Below are 16,974 nucleotides of genomic sequence, written 5' to 3'. Positions count from 1 at the left end.
TGCCTAGTCCGCCGCCGCGTTGCTGGCGACGCAAAGCGGCTCCAGCGCCGCACGCAGTGCATCCGGCAGATTCACCGGACGGCGCGTGACGCGGTCCACATACACGTGCACGAAGTGTCCTTGCGCGGCGGCTTCGTCGTCGCCTTCGCGAAAGAGGCCCACTTCATAGCGCACGCTCGAGGTGCCGAGCCGCGTCACGCGCAGGCCCGCGTCGACGCGCTGCGGGAACACCAGCGGCGCGAAGTAGTTGCAATGCGTTTCGACCACAAGTCCGATAGTCGCGCCGCGTTCGAAGTCGAGCACGCCGGCGCGGATCAGATACTCGTTCACGACCGTATCGAAGTAGCTGTAATAGACGACGTTGTTCACGTGGCCGTAGACGTCGTTGTCCATCCAGCGCGTGGTGATGGTGAGAAAGTGTGGATACGAGCTTCGTGCGGAGGGTGCGGGTTTGGACATGGGCGTGAGCTCGAACGTGTGTGGCTGTCAGGCGCTTATGGTTATCCGGCGAATCGCGGCGCGCCGCTGTGTCGGTGGTCGATGCCGCTGCATGAGCACTGCATTCGACGAACGCGGCTCGCGCTCCTTTACTGCCCAGGCTTGTCGACGAATTCGAACGGCAAACCGCGCCGCCGCATCCATTCGCCGAGCGCCTGACCGGTGCCCGCGCGCCACGGCCGCAGTTTGGCCGGCTCGACCAGCCGGTATTCGAGCAACTCGGGCGACAACGAAATGGTGCCGTGCGCCTTCACGTGATACGCGATGATCAGTTCGTTCTTGCGGATGAACTCGTACACGCCGATCAGTTCCACCGACTCCGCGCGCAACGACGTCTCTTCCCACACCTCGCGCGCAATGCCCTCTTCCGGTGTCTCGCCGTTTTCGAGGAAGCCAGTAATCAGCGCGAATACGCCCTCGGCCCACGCCGCGTTGCGCGCGAGCAGGATTTTGCCTTCGTATTCGACGATCGCCGCGACCACCGGCAGCGGGTTGTTCCAATGGACGTAGCCGCAATCCGCATCGGGACAGGTCTGGCGGATGCGGCCGCCTTCGTGCACGGCGTCGGCCCGCTCGATGAGAGGCGTCGAGCAGCGGGGGCAAAATCGGTAGTCGGTCATGGTGGGGTTGTGGTTTTATGCGCGTTGTGCACCCAGCGCCTGCAATCTTACGCTGCGCATAGCTCGCGTACTTCCGCTGCGAAGCGCTCCACGGTCTCCGGCTGCGTGTCCCACGCGCACATCAGCCGGCAACCGCCCGCGCCGATGAACTCGTAAAACTTCCAGCCGCGCGCGCGCATCACTCTGGCGGCTTGCGCGGGCAACTGCGCGAACACCGCGTTCGACTCGCGCGGAAACATGATGCTCACGCCGGGAATTTCCTGCAAGCGCGTTTGCAGCAGCCCGGCCATTGCGTTCGCATGACGTGCGTTGCGCAGCCACACGTCGTTATCGAGCAGGCCGAGCCAGGGTGCGGAGATAGCGCATTTTCGATGCAAGCTGGCCCGCCTGCTCGAGGCGATATACGAAGTCGTCGGCGAGCGCGCGGTCGAAGAACACTTCGCAGTCGGTCTGGAAAGTTCGCGCAGACGGTCGCAGACCTGGTTGGTGCAGGAGTCGTCGCCGTAGGCCGGTTCGTGGCCGCTGTTGTTGGCGGCGATCAGCGCCTCCAGCGCTTCAGGGCAGATGCCGGCATAGTTGTCGGACGCGAAATGTTGCATGACGGACGGCGCGACCGGCGACAGACGCGCGGGGATGACGGAAAGCGGTCATTTTAGTGCGCAAGGGGGGTGTTTGGTCATCTGTGCGCGGGTGGGTTGCGTGGGTTTGCCTGGGTTCAGCCGCAACCGCAATCTGCCATACGTTCTCGTGCGCGAGGTACGCGCGCCACGACCACCAGCCCCACGGCGCCGAGCAGCAACACGCCGGCCGCCAGCCACAACGCGGGCGAAAACGAGCCGGTGTGCGCGGCAATCGGTGCGGCCACCAGCGGGCCGACGATCTGGCCAAGACCATAAGCAGCCGTCGCGTAGCCCATGAGACCGGCCGCATCGTCGCCGCGCAGACGCCGCGCCTCCCGCATCGCAAAGAGCGTGATGGCAGTGAACGGGACGCCGATCAGAACGCTTCCGAGCGAAAAACCGCCCGCCGTCGGCCAGACGATTCCCAGCGCGATACCAGCCGCCTGCAACACATAGCTGCCCGCCAGCAACACGCGGTTGTCCAGGTGCAGCGGCAGGCGCGCGGCCAGCAATGCACCGACGATCAGCGCGGCGCCGAACATCGGCCAGAACAGGTCGGGCCACGGCGAGCCCGGCAACGCGTGGCGCGCGATCACCGGCAAAAACGTCGCGGTGATGATGTAGCCGAAGCCAGGCACACCGTACAGCACCACTAGCCAGAAGGCGTCGGCGCGGTGGGTGGCAGGAATGCTGTCAGACGCCGGGCGGCCGGTTGCGGCGGCAGTGGTTCTGGAGCCGGGGCTTTGAAGCCTCTCGGGGCTTTGGACGCTTTCGGCACTTTCGCGGCTTGCAGTGCTGCCGGCAGTTCCAGCAGTTCCAGCAGTTCCAGCAGTTCCAGCAGTTCCAGCAGTTCCAGCAGTTCCAGCAGTTCCGGCAGTTCCAGCAGTTCCGGGACTTGCGGGCCCGCCACGTCCACCTGGCGTCGCAGCGACAGCGCCCTTTGCTGCCGCGGTGACCGGCGCCGCAGCGCCGTTGGCCTCCGCACCCGCGGCTGATGTCACGCCGCTCCCGAACGCCGGCCAGACTGCCGCCGCGAGGACCGCCGAGATCAAGCCAAAGCCGATCCATCCCGCCGTCGCGCCATAACTGCCCGCCGCGCTGACCAGCAACCCGGTCCCGACAATGCCGACGCCCGGCCCTGTATAAATCACGCCGCCCCATGCCGGCTGTACGAGTTCCGCGAGCCGCCGCAAGCCCCACTGCGACGCGAAAACAAAAGTCCACGCGCTGACCGCTCCTGCAACGAAGCGCACCACCGCCCATATCCAGAAGTGACTTGTGACGCCCATTGCCAGCGTCAACATCACAGTCAGCGCGAGCCCCGCGCGCACCACCCGCGCGGGCTCGACTCGCAACGCCGCGCAGCTGAGCGCACCCACGAAATAGCCTGCGTAATTGAACGACGCCAGCCAGCCACCATGCTGGATGTCGATTGGCGGCTGACCGAACGCGCCGCCGTGCAGCATCAACGGCAGGAGCGGCGTGAACGCGAACCGTCCGACGCCAAGCGCGACGGCGAGCGTCACCATGCAGGCAAGCGCGGCGCGCCGTGCCGCCTGAGGCTCCGCTAGAAAGCGTTGGGCGTTGGAAGCGAGATCGTTCATGGCCAGCCGTTCAGGAGAGTGAGGGAGCGCAGGAAACCACGCGGAGACCGCATCAGCCGCCGCGCAGTAAGGCAAAGACCAGGCAAGACAAGGCTAGATCGACAGCCCCGTCCAGACAGGCCGTTCCATATTAGCTTGACGATTCAATCATGAAAAATGAATAATTTGGATACCATCCATCGCCGGGAGAGAATCGTGGACTTGGCCGCCTTGACGATTTTTCGGGCCGTCGTGCGCGAAAACGGCGTGACGCGCGCCGCTGCGAAGCTCAATCGCGTGCAATCGAACGTCACTACCCGGATCAAGCAACTCGAAGAGCAGCTCGGCGCGGAGCTTTTCATCCGCGACGGGCGGCGCCTCGTGCTGACGCCGGCCGGTGAGACGCTTCTGCCTTATGCCGAACGGCTGCTCGCTCTAGCGGACGAAGCGCGTCATGCCGTGCGCGCGGACCGTCCGAGCGGACGCCTGCGTTTGGGCACCATGGAAAGCGTCGCGGCAACGCGTCTTCCGGGACTGCTCGCCCAGTATCACCAGCAATGGCCCGATGTCGCGCTCGAGCTCGAGACCGGCACGACCGGCAAACTGATCGAGCGTGTTCGCGAATTCGAGGTGGACGCCGCGCTGGTAGCCACGCCGCTCGACCCCGCCGCCCTCGGCGAACTGTTCGAGACGGTGCCGGTCTTCACAGAGGAACTCGTGATGCTGACTCCGCGCGGACATCGGCCGATTCACGAGGTGCGCGACATCGCGCTGTCGACGCTCGTGGCGTTCGAGCGCGGCTGCGCCTATCGGGCTTACATCGAGAAATGGTATCTGGAGCACGGCGTGAGGCCGGCGCGTGTGCTGGAACTCGGCTCATATCACGCAATCGTGGCATGCGTCGCCGCCGGTGCGGGCGTGGCGGTGGCGCCCCGCTCGGTGCTGGGTTTGGCCGCCGACGCGAGCAATATCGCCGTGCATGACCTGCCCGACATCGGCACCGTAGAGACGCTGCTCGTCTGGCGGCGCGGGCATTTTTCGTCAGCACTCAATGCGCTGAAGCAGACGCTGACGGGGCACAGCGGCGTGCGCAGCGTCGGAGAAACGGACCACGGGGCTCTGGATGCGGCCTCCGGCGTTCAGGCAAGCGTAGGCGCTGACGTCGCCTGATCTTTGCGTCAAGCGCTGGCGGAGTCTGCGGCTGTTTGGCATGAGTCGCGGCCGTCATGTGGACGCGTGCGAGTTCCACGGTTAAACGCCTAAGTAGTCGCGCTCGTGGAAAAAACATTGGGCCACGTAACGCGCCGGCAACCAGGCGCCCTACGTGGCCCAATTTGGCCCAAACTGGCCTTGTCTCGAGCTCTTTAATGCGCTTCAGCGAGCCTGCCAGAGATAACCGGTCGGCTCGCACTCCGAGCTTGACGACGGATCAAAGCTGCGCTTCGACCCAACCCTTCACGCCGGCGAGCGCCGCAGGCAGATTCGCCGGCTCCGTGCCGCCGGCTTGAGCCATGTCCGGCCGGCCGCCGCCCTTTCCGCCAACCTGCTGCGCAACGAAGTTGACCAGTTCCCCGGCCTTGACCTTCTTGCTCGCCTCCGCGGTCACACCGGCAATCAGGCTGACCTTGCCTCCTTCGACGGAAGCCAGCACGATTGCCGCGCTCTTCAGCTTGTCCTTGAGCTTGTCCACCGTTTCGCGCAGCGTCTTCACGTCAGCGCCTTCGAGCGTAGCCGCAAGGACCTGCACGCCGGCGACTTCGATTGCCTGACCGGCAAGCTCGTCGCCCTGGCTCGACGCCATCTTCGACTTGAGCGCGCTCAATTCTTTTTCGAGCTGCTTCACCTGATCCTGCACCTGGCTGATGCGCTGCGTGAGCTCGGACGGCTGAGCCTTCAGCACCGCGGCCGCGGCGTTGATGCGCGCGTCCAGGTCCTGCACGAAGCGCACGGCGTTGTCGCCGGTGATGGCTTCCACGCGACGGATGCCCGCCGCCACGCCGCCTTCCATCACGATCTTGAAGAGACCGATGTCGCCAGTGCGATGCACGTGCGTGCCGCCGCACAACTCGCGCGAAAAGCCCAGATCGAGCACACGTACTTCGTCGCCGTACTTTTCGCCGAACAGCGCCATTGCGCCGCCCTTCACCGCTTCGTCGAACGGCATGACGCGCACGATGCCGGGGGCGTTCGCCAGCACTTCCGCGTTGACGATTTCCTCGACGCGGCGAATCTGCTCGTCTGTCATGGGCGCGTTGTGCGCGAAGTCGAAGCGCGTCTTGTCAGGATCGACGAGCGAGCCCTTCTGCTGCACGTGCGAACCGAGCACTTCGCGCAGCGCCTTGTGCATCAGGTGCGTGGCCGAGTGGTTGCGAGCCGTGCGCGCGCGGCGAACCGCGTCGATTTCAGCCTTGACCACGTCGCCTACCTTCAGCGTGCCCTGCTCGAGCGTGCCGTGATGGCCGACCACGTCGGCCTGAACCTTCAACGTGTCGGTTACCGCAAAGCGCACGCTTGCGTTCGCGAGCAAGCCCTGGTCGCCGACCTGGCCGCCCGATTCCGCGTAGAACGGCGTGTGGTCGAGCACGACGACCGCCTGCTGACCATGCGCGACTTCCTGCACCGACGCGCCGTCCGCATACAGCGCCACGACCTTCGCGTCGTCGAAGACGATTTCCTCATAGCCATGGAACGTCGTTTTCGCGCCCGAGTATTCGAGGCCCTGCGACATCTTGAACTTGCCGGCCGCACGAGCCTGTTCGCGCTGACGCGCCATAGCTTCGTCGAACGCGGCTTCATCCACGGTGACTTCGCGCTCGCGGCACACGTCTGCCGTCAGGTCGAGCGGGAAGCCGTAGGTGTCGTGCAGCTTGAACGCGAGTTCGCCGTCGAGCGTCTTGCCGCCCTTCTTTTCGAGCTCTGCGAGCGCGTTTTCGAGGATCGACATGCCGTGCTCGATGGTCTCGAAGAAGCGCTCTTCTTCCTGGCGCAGCACGTCGGTCACGCGCGCCTGGGCGTCTTTCAGTTCCGGATAGGCGCCACCCATCTGCTCGACGAGGTCGGCCACCATGCGATGGAAAAACGAGCCCTTCTTGCCGAGCTTGTAGCCGTGGCGGATAGCGCGGCGCACGATACGGCGCAGCACATAGCCGCGGCCTTCATTGCCGGGAATCACGCCGTCCACAATCAGGAACGAGCACGCGCGGATGTGGTCGGCGATCACCTTCAGCGAGTTGTTCGTGAGATCGCTCACGCCCGTTTCGCGCGCCGCGGCCTTGATGAGCGCCTGGAACAGGTCGATCTCATAGTTGCTGTGCACGTGCTGCAGCACCGCCGCGATACGCTCGAGACCCATGCCGGTGTCGACGCACTGCTTGGGCAGCGGCGTCATGTTGCCCTGCGCGTCGCGGTTGAACTGCATGAACACGAGATTCCAGATCTCGATGTAGCGGTCGCCGTCTTCTTCCGGCGATCCCGGCGGGCCGCCCCACACGTCCGGGCCGTGGTCGTAGAAAATTTCCGAGCACGGGCCGCACGGACCGGTGTCGGCCATTTGCCAGAAGTTGTCCGACGCGTAACGCGCGCCCTTGTTGTCGCCGATCCGGATGATGCGCTCGACCGGCACGCCCACTTCTTTCGCCCAGATGTCGTGCGCTTCGTCGTCTTCGTGATAGACGGTCACCCACAGCTTTTCTTTCGGCAGCTGGTACACGCCTGTCAGCAATTCCCACGCATAGTGGATCGCGTCGCGCTTGAAATAGTCGCCGAACGAGAAATTGCCCAGCATTTCGAAGAACGTGTGGTGACGCGCGGTGTAGCCGACGTTTTCCAGATCGTTATGCTTGCCGCCAGCGCGCACGCTGCGCTGCGCGGTCGTGGCGCGCGAATACGGCCGCGATTCCGCGCCGAGGAACACATCTTTGAACTGCACCATTCCCGAATTGGTGAAGAGCAGTGTCGGGTCGTTGCCGGGCACAAGGCTCGACGAGCGAACAATCGTATGGCCCTTCGATTCGAAGAACTGGAGGAATTTCTCGCGGATTTCGGCGGCTTTCATGGCGTGCGGGGGACGGTCCTGACTGATCCTGACTTTTACCGGCGGCATCGTGAGATGCGCCAACTGTTTGTTTCTTAAACGACTGATTATACGGGATCGGCGCGCTTGCGCGGCAGCGCCGCGGGCGCGTCGGCCGTTTGGCCAGGCCTGGCCAGGCGTTTGTCTGTGCGGTTTGTCCGCGCGGTTTGTCCGTGCAGTTTGTCCGCGCTGTTTGTCCGTGCAGTTTGTCCGCGCTGTTTGCACCGCCCCTCAGACATCGCTCCACATCCTGGTCATACGCGCCTTGGCGTGCCGTCCATGCCTCGTTCGTTGCGCCTCCCGCGTCCAGCGACGGCGCCTGATTCGTCCTATGACGTTTGGCCGACTGCGCCGGCTCGCGTGAATCGCTTAAGATTGCCCACATCCGCGGCGCCTCGCGTGCCGCCTGCTTACATTGGAGACACAGACAAACATGGGCGCTCTCAGTCATATCCGCGTGCTGGATCTCACCCGCGTGCTCGCCGGCCCCTGGTGCGCGCAGACGCTTGCCGATTTCGGCGCGGACGTCATCAAGATAGAACGCCCGGAGGTGGGCGACGACACGCGCCACTGGGGGCCACCGTACCTGAAGACGCCTGAAGGCGCGGACACGCGCGAGGCGGCCTACTACCTGGCGGCGAACCGCAACAAGCGCTCGGTCACCGTGGATATCGCCTCGCCCGAAGGCCAGCGGATCATTCGCGAGCTGGCCGCGCAAAGCGACGTGGTGCTCGAGAACTACAAGGTCGGTCAGTTGAAGAAATACGGCCTGGACTACGCGTCGCTGAAAGAAGTGAAGCCCGACCTGATCTATTGCTCGGTGACGGGTTTCGGGCAGACCGGACCGTATGCCCAGCGCGCGGGCTACGACTTCATCGTGCAAGGCATAGGCGGATTCATGAGCATTACCGGCGAGCGCGACGGCCAGCCGGGCGGCGGCCCGCAGAAGGCGGGCGTGGCCATTGCCGACCTGATGACCGGCATGTATTCGACCATCGCGGTGCTCACCGCGCTCACGCATCGCGACCGAACGGGCGAAGGTCAATATATCGACATGGCGCTGCTCGACGTGCAGGTCGCCATGCTCGCCAATATGAATTCGAACTACCTCGCGAGCGGTCAGCCGCCGGTGCGCTGGGGCAATGCGCACCCGAACATCGTGCCCTACCAGACTTTCCAGACGAGCGACGGGTGGATCATCGTCGCAGTCGGCAACGACGGACAGTTCCGCAAGTTCGTCGAGGTGGGCCAACGCGCCGAACTCGCCGACGACGAGCGCTTCGCGACCAACCCCGCACGCGTGCGTCACCGCGACGTGCTCGTGCCGATCCTCGCGGAGATGGTCCGCCTGCAGGGCAAGCAGCAATGGATCGCGGCGCTCGAAGCGGCGGGGGTGCCTTGCGGGCCGATCAACGATCTCGCAGAAGTGTTCGAGAACGAGCAGGTGGTGGCGCGCGGCATGCAGGTGGATCTGCCCCATCCTTCGGGCGGCACTGTCAAGCTGGTGCGCAATCCGATCAATATGACGGGCACGCCGCCGCAGGCGCTCGCTCATCCGCCGACGCTCGGGGAGCACACGGAAAGCGTGCTACGCGATGTGCTCGGTTATAGCGACGAACGGATCACGGCGTTGCGCGCGCAAGCGGTGATATGAAGGCGGGAGGCGACGCGCTGCGGCGGCGACGCGTTCGCAGTTCGCCGACGCGCATCCGTCGCCGACTAACTACCGACTAACTACCGACTAACTACCGACTAACTACCGACTGACTGCCGGCCGACTGCCGACTGCGCGCCGTCCTGCTTCAGCCCAACTTGCAAAGCGCGGACAGCCACCGGCGCGCCTCGTCCCAATCGCCGAGTCCGCTGTCGGCATTGATGTGTCCGCGCGGGCCGATGTCGATCCAGCGGCTGCCCCAGGCTTTTGCGCAGGCTTGCGAGAAAGGCACGCCGCCGTAGGGGTCGTCGGTGCTGCATACGACAATGCTCGCGAACGGCAAGCGTTCGAGCGGTACGGGCGCAAAGCCGCTGGCGTCCTGCGGAAAGTGCGGTTCCGCTGGATCGGGCACGGCCACCAGCAGCACGCCGGCGACCTTGGCGAGTTGCCCGGCGCTCGCATACTGCGCGGCCCAGAAAGCGGTCGTCAGGCAGCCGAGACTATGGGCCGCGAGCAGGATCGGCGAGTCAACGTCCGCGACGGCCGCGACTGCGGCGTCCAGCGCGCGGCACCAGGCGTCGCGCGCGGGATGATCCCAGTCAGGCATCTGCACGCGCGTGAATGCCGGATCGAGTGTCTCCCAGCGAGTCTGCCAATGCCCGGCGCCCGAGTTCTGGTAGCCCGGCAGTACGAGTACGTTGGTTTTTGGTGCGCTCATGGTGTTCCCCGTAACCTGTTTTTGGCGATGCGTTTGCGAAGCTGCCGGGAACCGCTACATCCCGTTGCGGCCCCCCTTCCAGCGCGCTCAACGTATCACGCGACCGACGCCCACGCCACGCGGATCAGCGGCCGGCTCGAGCGTCGTGCCGTCGGCGCGGATCATCTGCACATCACCGTTGAACGACTGCCCTTCCAGCACATAGCCCATGGCTTGCAACTGGGCGGCGAGTTCGCCGGCAATCGGGCGGTAGGGTTCGAAGTAGATCGTCTTTTGCGGCAGCAACTGGTGATGAAAGCGCATGGCCGCGAGCGCGTCCGCAGGCGTCATGTTGAAGTCGTACAGATCGGTCATGACCTGAAAGATCGAGGTCAGAATGCGCGAACCACCCGGCGTGCCGATCACCAGCGACACCTTGTTGTCCTTCAGCAAGATGGTCGGCGTCATCGACGAAAGCGGGCGGCGGCCCGGCAGCACCGTGTTGAGATTCCCGCCGCCGCTTGCGGCTGACTCACCTGAGGCGGTGGGCCTCGTCACGAAGTCGTCCATCGCGTCGTTCAGCAGGAAGCCGGCACCGTCAACGACCACGCCCGAACCGAATTCGCCGTCGAGCGTGGTGGTGTTCGACACCGCGTTACCCCATTTGTCCACCACCGAGAAGTGCGTCGTCTGCGCCTTCTCGGGCGGCGCGTCGCCAGGAGCCGGCTTGATCGCCGTCGCGCCCGGCACTTCGTCGGCTTTGACCTCGTCGGCGCGTTGAGCGAGGTAGGCGTCGTCGAGCAGTTTGCCGACGGGCAGTTTGTACGAGTCCGGGTCGCCCATGTATTGCTGCCGGTCGGCGAACACGCGGTCTTCGATTTGCGCAATCAGATGAATATACGGCGCGGAATTCAGTTCGAGCCCGTCGAACGCCTGCTGCAAATGGGCCTTCATCTTCAGCATCTGTATCAGACCCACACCGCCCGAACCTGGCGGCGGCGCGGTGAGCACCTGGTAGCCGTTCCAGTTCGCCATGAGCGGCTGGCGCCAGACAGCCTTGTACTGCCGCAAATCGGCCTTCGTGACAAGACCATGGCCGTACATCTGCTGCGCGATCAGATCGGCGGTGCGTCCTTCGTAGAACTCGCGGCCGCCGTCGCTCGCAATGCGCGCGAGGGTTTGCGCGAGCTCCGGCTGGCGGTACGTGGTGCCGGCTTTCAGGCTCGCGAAATAGGCGTCGAAGTTGGTCTTGCCCGCGAAGTTCTTCGCCGTAGCCTCGCGCCGCTGCTGGAGCCAGGGGTCGACCTGAAAGCCGTCGGTGGCGTATCGGATCGCGGGCGCGAGCACCTGTTTCCACTTCAGCCTGCCGAAACGCTGCTGCGCCTGCCACATGCCGTCGACGGTGCCTGGCACGGCCACCGCGCGATGGCCGACTGCGCTCATGCCCGGCACGACGTTGCCTTTGTCGTCGAGATACATGTCACGGGTCGCCTGTTGCGGCGCGCGCTCGCGGTAGTCGAGAAAATACGGCTTGCCGTCGACGAACAGCGTCATGAATCCGCCGCCGCCGAGATTGCCTGCGTCGGGGCGCGTCACGGCGAGCGCGAAGGCGATGGCCACGGCTGCATCGACCGCGTTGCCGCCGGCGGCGAAGATCTGCTGCGCGGCGTCAGCGCTGTAGCGGTCGGGCGTCGCGACCGCGGATGCATCGAATACCGCTTTCAGCGGCGGCGTTTTGGCGAGCGCCGAAGCCGGTGCCAGCACGCCCGCCGCAACCGTGGCGACTAGCGCGGCGGCCGCGACATGTCGCGCGAAAAAGGTGAAGGGATAAGGCGCGCGAGGCGCGCCGTGCGTCGGCATTGACATCCGAGAAACTCCGGCACTGAGGGCACACTGAGGGCAAACTAACGGGGAAACCGAGGACAAAACTGAAGACAAACCGAAGGCGCCATGGTGCGGGAACCCGAGCTTTCACGCGAGCGCCGTCACGAGCGGCAGGCGCGCCGCACGCATGCTAAGTCGCGCGGCAGCGCCGAAACGAACCGATTTACCTCCTGTTACAGCGCGCATTGACACGATGCCGCGCGCGAGCCACCACGCCAGTTCGCACGAAACTCAACACGAAACCCGCTGGAGCGCCGGCGGCACGCCGCACTCGCCTGCCGCATCCAGCCTCGTCAGGTAGAATTGTCGGATAAGTGGGCGCACTGCGCGCCCCCGACAGACTTTCACCATCTCGCATGAATACCGAACGCAACGACGCGCCAGCGGCATCCAATTTCATCCGCAACATCATTGACGACGACAACCGCACCGGCAAGTGGAATCAGCGCGTCGAAACGCGCTTTCCGCCCGAGCCGAACGGCTATCTGCACATTGGTCACGCAAAGAGCATCTGCCTGAACTTCGGCGTGGCGCGCAGCTACGGCGGCGTGTGTCACCTGCGCTTTGACGACACCAATCCGGAAAAGGAAAGCGTCGAATACGTGGACTCGATTATCGACGCCGTGCGCTGGCTCGGCTTCGAATGGCAGAAAGACGGCAAGGATCATCTGTACTACGCGAGCGACTATTACGACAAGCTGTACGAATTCGCCGAGCTGCTGATCGAGCGCGGCAAGGCGTATGTGGACAGCCAGTCGGCGGAAGAAATGCGCGCGAACCGCGGCTCGGCCACCGAAGTCGGCACGCCCTCGCCCTTCCGCGAACGCTCCGTGCAGGAAAATCTCGATCTGTTCCGCCGCATGAAGGCCGGCGAGTTCAAGGAAGGCGAGCACGTGCTGCGGGCGAAGATCGACATGTCGTCGCCGAACTTCAACATGCGCGATCCGGTGCTCTACCGTATCCGCTTCGCGCATCACTACCGTACCGGCGACAAATGGTGCGTGTACCCGATGTACGACTACACGCACTGCATTTCCGACGCGCTGGAGAACATCACGCATTCGCTGTGCACGCTCGAATTCGAAGACCATCGTCCGTTGTACGACTGGATTCTGAACGAGCTCGCCGATGCCGGCATTTTCACGCGCCCGCTGCCGCAGCAAATCGAATTCTCGCGCCTGAACCTCACATACGCGATCACGAGCAAGCGCAAGCTGTTGCAACTCGTGAACGAAGGCCACGTGGACGGTTGGGACGACCCGCGCATGCCGACCATCGTCGGCGTGCGGCGGCGCGGCTTCACGCCGGAGTCGATCCAGCTGTTCTGCGAGCGCATCGGCGTCACCAAGGTCGATTCGTGGATCGACATGAGCGTGTTCGAAGGCGCGCTGCGCGACGATCTCGACGAGAAGGCGCCGCGCATTGCCGCGGTGCTCGACCCGCTGAAGCTCGTCATCGACAACTTCCCCGAAGGTCTTACCGAGCCGTGCAGCGCGCCAGTGCATCCGCATCACCCCGACATGGGCGTGCGCGAGTTTCCGATTTCGCGCGAGCTGTGGATCGAGCGCGAAGACTTCACGGAAACGCCGCCGAAGGGTTACTTCCGTCTCTTCCCGGGCAACAAGGTGCGCCTGCGTTACGGCTACGTGATCGAATGCACGGGTGCGGAGAAGGATGAGAACGGCAACATCGTCGCGGTGCATTGCAACTACTTCCCGGACAGCAAGTCGGGCACCGAAGGTGCGAACAACTACAAGGTCAAGGGCAATATCCACTGGGTCAGCGCGGCGGCCGCGTGCCCGGCCGAAGTCCGCATCTACGACCGTCTGTTCAAGGAGCCGCAACCGGACGCCGGCGGCCGCGATTTCCTCGAAGCGCTGAACCCGGACTCGAAGCGCGTGGTCAACGCCTACCTCGAACCGGGCGCACACGGCGCGCTGCCGGAACAGCGCTATCAGTTCGAGCGGCACGGCTACTTCGTCGCGGATCGTGTGGATTCGAAACCGGGCAAGCCGGTGTTCAACCGCATCGTGAGCTTGCGCGACAGTTGGGGTAAGCCGGCGTGAACCACAGCCGCATGAGAGCGCGTTAGTCGCGCATCGACTGATCGGAGAGGGCGTGCATCTGCTGGTTTGCGGATGCACGCCTTTTTCTTTGCGCAATCAGGCTTCGTGCTTCGTGCTTCGTGCTTCGTGCTTCGTGCTTCGTGCTTTGGGGCTGGTGGCGCGGCGCTTGCCTCTGCACTCACCGTTGCACTCACAAGATCGCTGCTACAGCGAGCGATGCAGTTCCGTCAGCGAAAGCGTGGTCTGAAAAAGCCGCGCGAGGCTACGGCTCGCGTACTTTTCCACCTCGTCGGGCGCGGTCCAGCGATACGCGTCCATCTCGGGAATCAGCTTGCCGTCCGAGCGCCGCGGAAACAGCGACGTGCAGGTACACGGACCGAGGTCGAGTTCATCGGCGGTGGCGCGCGCGGCGAACAGATGCAGATCCTTGTCGCGCCGATAAACAAACAGACCCAGGTCTTTCAGACGCTCGGGCTTCAGCGCGATACCGGTTTCCTCGAACATCTCGCGCAGCGCGGTGACGTGCGGCGCCTCGCCCTCTTCGCCATGTCCTTTTGGAATGTCCCAGTGCGAGGTGTCCGTAGCATGTGCAAGCAGCACGCGACCTGCGGGATCGAGCAGGACGATGCCGCACGAGACGACCCGCGGGCTCATCGCCGCACGGGCTGCGCCCGGCGCGCGGCTTGCGCGTGCGCCGGCGAGCCGCTCGCGCGTCTCCTCGCGACAGAGCGCATGGTCAACGCTTTTTCTGCAACTGCCATTTGCCGCTGCCCTCTTTGCAGAACTGCGGGCGCAGGTTCATCGACTGTCCCTTTGCATTGAGCACGACGCCCAGATCGCGACAGGTGCGCTCGCCGTCCTTCGACGTGCGCGCGACAGTAATGGTCGCGTCGATCTTCACGCTGTTGCGGGTGCCTTCGTTGACCCAGTTGGCGCTTTCGCCGTCCTGCTTTTCATCGAGTGCGGTGAAGACGGCCTGCTTGATCGAGTCGACGTCGCGCTGCTTCATGTAGCTGATCGGCGTGTCGTTCAAAAAGCCGAGGTTCGCCGCTTGCGCGCCGATCGCCGCGCCAAGCAGCAAGCCTGCGGCAGTCAGTTGACGGAAAGCACGGGTTCGCATCGACATGAAGGGTTCTCCTCGGAAACGTTTCGGGCGGCCACGAACGCTCGCTGCGGCTCGTGATCTGGACCCCAAAAGCATAGCATGCCGTTCGTGCGAGCCCGGCCGCGCGGCGCGCGGCGCAATCGTTCAGACCGCATGAGCGCGAGCCGCAAGCTTTCTCATTTTTAGGATGGCTCCCATATCCCCGCGCGGCGCGTATTCCTATGATTGGCCGTATTGCGCCCTGGCGCTAGGTAACTTCACACGCCCCATCATGGAACTCCCCGTTGCGCTGGAAATCGTTGCCGTCACACTTGCGCTTTTTTGCGTCGCGCTCGTGCCAGTGGCGCTTCGACGCGATCCCGGTCTCGCGCGCCCAATCGTGCGAATCGACGGGCTTCGCCGCCCACGCTGGCCCAACTTCGTGACGCGCGCGGGCATTGCATGCCTGCTCATTTCTTTTGCGCTGCTGCTTTGCGCCTGCTATTGCATGCTCGCCGACGCGCGCATCTGAGCAGGCACACGGCTACCGTCAATCATCTCCAGCCGGCCACGCAGACGCTCCCGCGTCCTGCGCCCCCGAGCCCTCAATTTCCTGCCTTATAACCATCGGTGAGCGTGTTCAGAAACGCCACCACGTCCTTTATTTCGGCGTCGTTCAGCGCGGGCTGGTCGCCCGGCTTGCGGTCGAACGGCGGCTCCGTGTTCAGGTTCGCCCAATAGCGCCGCGGCAGATCGTCGAACTTCTGCACCTTGCCTTTCACGACCGGATAGAACTTCCCGGGATTCGTGTCGCGCTCGGCATAGAAGTGCAACACCTGTTCCAGCGAATGGTAGATGCCGTTGTGGAAGAAGCTCTTCTTCAACGCGACGTTGCGCAGCGTCGGCGTACGGAAAATGCCGCAGAACTCCGCGCGTCCTTTCAGATCGGTGCGCTCCGGACCGCACGCGCCGAGGTCATGGAAACGGGGATCGCGGTTCACCGGCAGCGCGCGATTGCGCGGCACGCCGATCGCTATCAGGCCAAAGTCGCTGAACTGCGGCGGCGCGCCGCCCAGCGTGCGCTGGCTGATGTGGCAGCTCGCGCAATTGCCCTTCTTCTCGTCGTTGAAGAGCTCCAGACCGTGCAATTCGGCTTTCGTGAGTTGCGCCTTGCCTGCCAGATAGGCGTCGTATTTGCTGCTGTAGGGATAGAAGAGTTCGGGCGTCTGCTCGAACGTTTCGAGCGCCTGCAGGACCGCCTTGAAGGTCGCGTCTTCGCTATCGAAAATATGTTCGCCAAAGGCCGCGCGAAAATCCCCGGCGTACGGCGCGGCCTTGACTGCCGCGGTGACTTTGGCCGGCGAACTGCCCATTTCGAACGACGACAACAGCGGAATGCGCGCCTGGTCGCTGCCGCGATCCACGCGACCGTCCCACGTCAGGCCGCCCGTGGGACCCGCGTCGACGCTTTCGTCGCCATCGTCGTCGGACTCGTGATAGTGCTCGGCGAACGCCGGCACCGATTGCAGATACTTGAGCGTCGGGGCCGCGCGCATGCCGGTGCGATGCATGTCGCTGCCACCAAGTTGCACCGACAACGCGTTGCCAGGCGAAAACGCGTGGTCCGGGCTGTGGCACGACGCGCACGCGAGCTTGCCCGAGCCGGATAGCGACGGGTCGAAGAACAGTTGCTTGCCAAGCGCGGTCGTCTTGCGTACGGACTCGTAGACTTGCGCGCGCGTTTGACCGCCGCCGGTTGCCGCTTCATGAGCGGCTTTATGATCCGCTCGATCGGCCGCATCACGCGCCGCCACCTGCACCGCCGATGCGCCTCGGTCCGCCGACGTCGACGCCTGCGCGGCGCTCGCGTCTGCCTGCGCTGCCACCGCCGGCGCGCCGGAATCGCAGCCGGCGAGACTCGCGCTCACTGCAACGGCCGCGAACACAGCCGCCAGCCAGCCCACGCACGCTCCATGCGTTTGCGCCGGCTTCGCGCCGGGTCGCGCCGCCACATGTCCTGTTGTTTTCCGGATCCCCGTCAGACCGAGCCGCATATGAATGATGTGATGTGCGATATCGAAGTTCGCGAGGGTATGTCATCTCTATGTCGTTCAAATGACATACAGCCGACGACAATCGCAAACTCAAAAGCAATCCGTAATGAATACATCGTTCTGTCAAATTGCCTCGCCACAC

At 64.3% G+C, this 16,974-nt stretch carries 13 protein-coding genes and 1 pseudogene; 4 read left to right on the top strand and 10 right to left on the bottom strand.

Annotated elements, in window-relative coordinates; all coding sequences use genetic code 11:
- Positions 1-3: 3 nt before the first annotated feature.
- From A3AC_RS0117840 to A3AC_RS0117825, 4 genes and pseudogenes are all read right to left on the bottom strand, one after another.
- Positions 4-459 (bottom strand): acyl-CoA thioesterase, encoded by a 456-nt coding sequence (locus tag A3AC_RS0117840; protein ID WP_025600529.1) that lies wholly within the window; start codon positions 457-459, stop codon positions 4-6.
- Between the two features lie 128 nt (positions 460-587).
- On the bottom strand, positions 588-1,118 hold the full coding sequence (locus A3AC_RS0117835; protein ID WP_025600528.1) for an NUDIX domain-containing protein: 531 nt from the start codon (positions 1,116-1,118) through the stop codon (positions 588-590).
- A gap of 47 nt (positions 1,119-1,165) precedes the next feature.
- Positions 1,166-1,717: pseudogene (locus A3AC_RS29290) on the bottom strand (hypothetical protein).
- 116 nt (positions 1,718-1,833) lie between these two features.
- Positions 1,834-3,342 carry a YbfB/YjiJ family MFS transporter gene (locus A3AC_RS0117825; RefSeq protein ID WP_025600527.1) on the bottom strand — a complete coding sequence of 503 codons (1,509 nt, stop codon included), beginning with the start codon at positions 3,340-3,342 and terminating at the stop codon, positions 1,834-1,836.
- A gap of 195 nt (positions 3,343-3,537) precedes the next feature.
- On the opposite strand from A3AC_RS0117825, the gene A3AC_RS0117820 reads away from it, so the two are divergent.
- Positions 3,538-4,491, top strand: coding sequence for a LysR family transcriptional regulator (locus A3AC_RS0117820; protein ID WP_025600525.1), 954 nt, complete (start codon positions 3,538-3,540; stop codon positions 4,489-4,491).
- 259 nt (positions 4,492-4,750) lie between these two features.
- Here A3AC_RS0117820 and alaS read toward each other — a convergent pair whose 3' ends face one another.
- Positions 4,751-7,375 carry an alanine--tRNA ligase gene (alaS, locus tag A3AC_RS0117815; protein ID WP_025600524.1) on the bottom strand — a complete coding sequence of 875 codons (2,625 nt, stop codon included), beginning with the start codon at positions 7,373-7,375 and terminating at the stop codon, positions 4,751-4,753.
- A 451-nt stretch (positions 7,376-7,826) separates the two neighbouring features.
- Here alaS and A3AC_RS0117810 point away from each other — a divergent pair, with 451 nt between their 5' ends.
- A complete protein-coding gene (locus A3AC_RS0117810) occupies positions 7,827-9,047 on the top strand; it encodes a CaiB/BaiF CoA transferase family protein (RefSeq protein WP_025600523.1) in 1,221 nt (406 codons plus the stop codon).
- Between the two features lie 148 nt (positions 9,048-9,195).
- Here the strand turns inward: A3AC_RS0117810 and A3AC_RS0117805 are convergent, their stop codons facing one another.
- Positions 9,196-9,765 (bottom strand): RBBP9/YdeN family alpha/beta hydrolase, encoded by a 570-nt coding sequence (locus A3AC_RS0117805; protein ID WP_025600521.1) that lies wholly within the window; start codon positions 9,763-9,765, stop codon positions 9,196-9,198.
- 87 nt (positions 9,766-9,852) lie between these two features.
- A complete protein-coding gene (gene ggt, locus A3AC_RS0117800) occupies positions 9,853-11,610 on the bottom strand; it encodes a gamma-glutamyltransferase (protein ID WP_025600520.1) in 1,758 nt (585 codons plus the stop codon).
- Positions 11,611-11,984: 374 nt separating this feature from the next.
- Here ggt and A3AC_RS0117795 point away from each other — a divergent pair, with 374 nt between their 5' ends.
- A complete protein-coding gene (locus A3AC_RS0117795; RefSeq protein WP_025600518.1) occupies positions 11,985-13,694 on the top strand; it encodes a glutamine--tRNA ligase/YqeY domain fusion protein in 1,710 nt (569 codons plus the stop codon).
- A gap of 204 nt (positions 13,695-13,898) precedes the next feature.
- Here the strand turns inward: A3AC_RS0117795 and A3AC_RS0117790 are convergent, their stop codons facing one another.
- On the bottom strand, positions 13,899-14,348 hold the full coding sequence (locus A3AC_RS0117790) for an NUDIX hydrolase (protein ID WP_025600517.1): 450 nt from the start codon (positions 14,346-14,348) through the stop codon (positions 13,899-13,901).
- Between the two features lie 82 nt (positions 14,349-14,430).
- The gene (locus tag A3AC_RS0117785) at positions 14,431-14,820 is read right to left on the bottom strand and encodes an RT0821/Lpp0805 family surface protein (protein WP_025600515.1); all 390 of its coding nucleotides are present in this window, start codon (positions 14,818-14,820) and stop codon (positions 14,431-14,433) included.
- Between the two features lie 250 nt (positions 14,821-15,070).
- Here A3AC_RS0117785 and A3AC_RS0117780 point away from each other — a divergent pair, with 250 nt between their 5' ends.
- Entirely contained in the window at positions 15,071-15,310 is a 240-nt protein-coding gene (locus tag A3AC_RS0117780) for a hypothetical protein (RefSeq protein ID WP_025600514.1), read from the top strand.
- A gap of 73 nt (positions 15,311-15,383) precedes the next feature.
- Here A3AC_RS0117780 and A3AC_RS0117775 read toward each other — a convergent pair whose 3' ends face one another.
- Positions 15,384-16,832, bottom strand: coding sequence for a cytochrome-c peroxidase (locus A3AC_RS0117775; protein ID WP_025600511.1), 1,449 nt, complete (start codon positions 16,830-16,832; stop codon positions 15,384-15,386).
- Between the last annotated feature and the right edge of the window lie 142 nt (positions 16,833-16,974).

The sequence above is a fragment of the Burkholderia sp. WSM2230 genome, from assembly GCF_000472445.1.
Lineage (GTDB): Bacteria > Pseudomonadota > Gammaproteobacteria > Burkholderiales > Burkholderiaceae > Paraburkholderia.
This window is presented reverse-complemented; position numbering and strand designations above follow the sequence as displayed.

Excerpts from the sequence above, each read along its gene's own strand:
- A3AC_RS0117840 (WP_025600529.1), bottom strand. The coding sequence starts at position 459 with ATGTCCAAACCCGCACCCTCCGCACGAAGCTCGTATCCACACTTTCTC.
- A3AC_RS0117835 (WP_025600528.1), bottom strand. The coding sequence starts at position 1,118 with ATGACCGACTACCGATTTTGCCCCCGCTGCTCGACGCCTCTCATCGAG.
- A3AC_RS0117825 (WP_025600527.1), bottom strand. The coding sequence starts at position 3,342 with ATGAACGATCTCGCTTCCAACGCCCAACGCTTTCTAGCGGAGCCTCAG.
- alaS (WP_025600524.1), bottom strand. The coding sequence starts at position 7,375 with ATGAAAGCCGCCGAAATCCGCGAGAAATTCCTCCAGTTCTTCGAATCG.
- A3AC_RS0117810 (WP_025600523.1), top strand. The coding sequence starts at position 7,827 with ATGGGCGCTCTCAGTCATATCCGCGTGCTGGATCTCACCCGCGTGCTC.
- A3AC_RS0117805 (WP_025600521.1), bottom strand. The coding sequence starts at position 9,765 with ATGAGCGCACCAAAAACCAACGTACTCGTACTGCCGGGCTACCAGAAC.
- ggt (WP_025600520.1), bottom strand. The coding sequence starts at position 11,610 with ATGTCAATGCCGACGCACGGCGCGCCTCGCGCGCCTTATCCCTTCACC.
- A3AC_RS0117795 (WP_025600518.1), top strand. The coding sequence starts at position 11,985 with ATGAATACCGAACGCAACGACGCGCCAGCGGCATCCAATTTCATCCGC.
- A3AC_RS0117790 (WP_025600517.1), bottom strand. The coding sequence starts at position 14,348 with ATGAGCCCGCGGGTCGTCTCGTGCGGCATCGTCCTGCTCGATCCCGCA.
- A3AC_RS0117785 (WP_025600515.1), bottom strand. The coding sequence starts at position 14,820 with ATGTCGATGCGAACCCGTGCTTTCCGTCAACTGACTGCCGCAGGCTTG.
- A3AC_RS0117780 (WP_025600514.1), top strand. The coding sequence starts at position 15,071 with ATGGAACTCCCCGTTGCGCTGGAAATCGTTGCCGTCACACTTGCGCTT.
- A3AC_RS0117775 (WP_025600511.1), bottom strand. The coding sequence starts at position 16,832 with ATGCGGCTCGGTCTGACGGGGATCCGGAAAACAACAGGACATGTGGCG.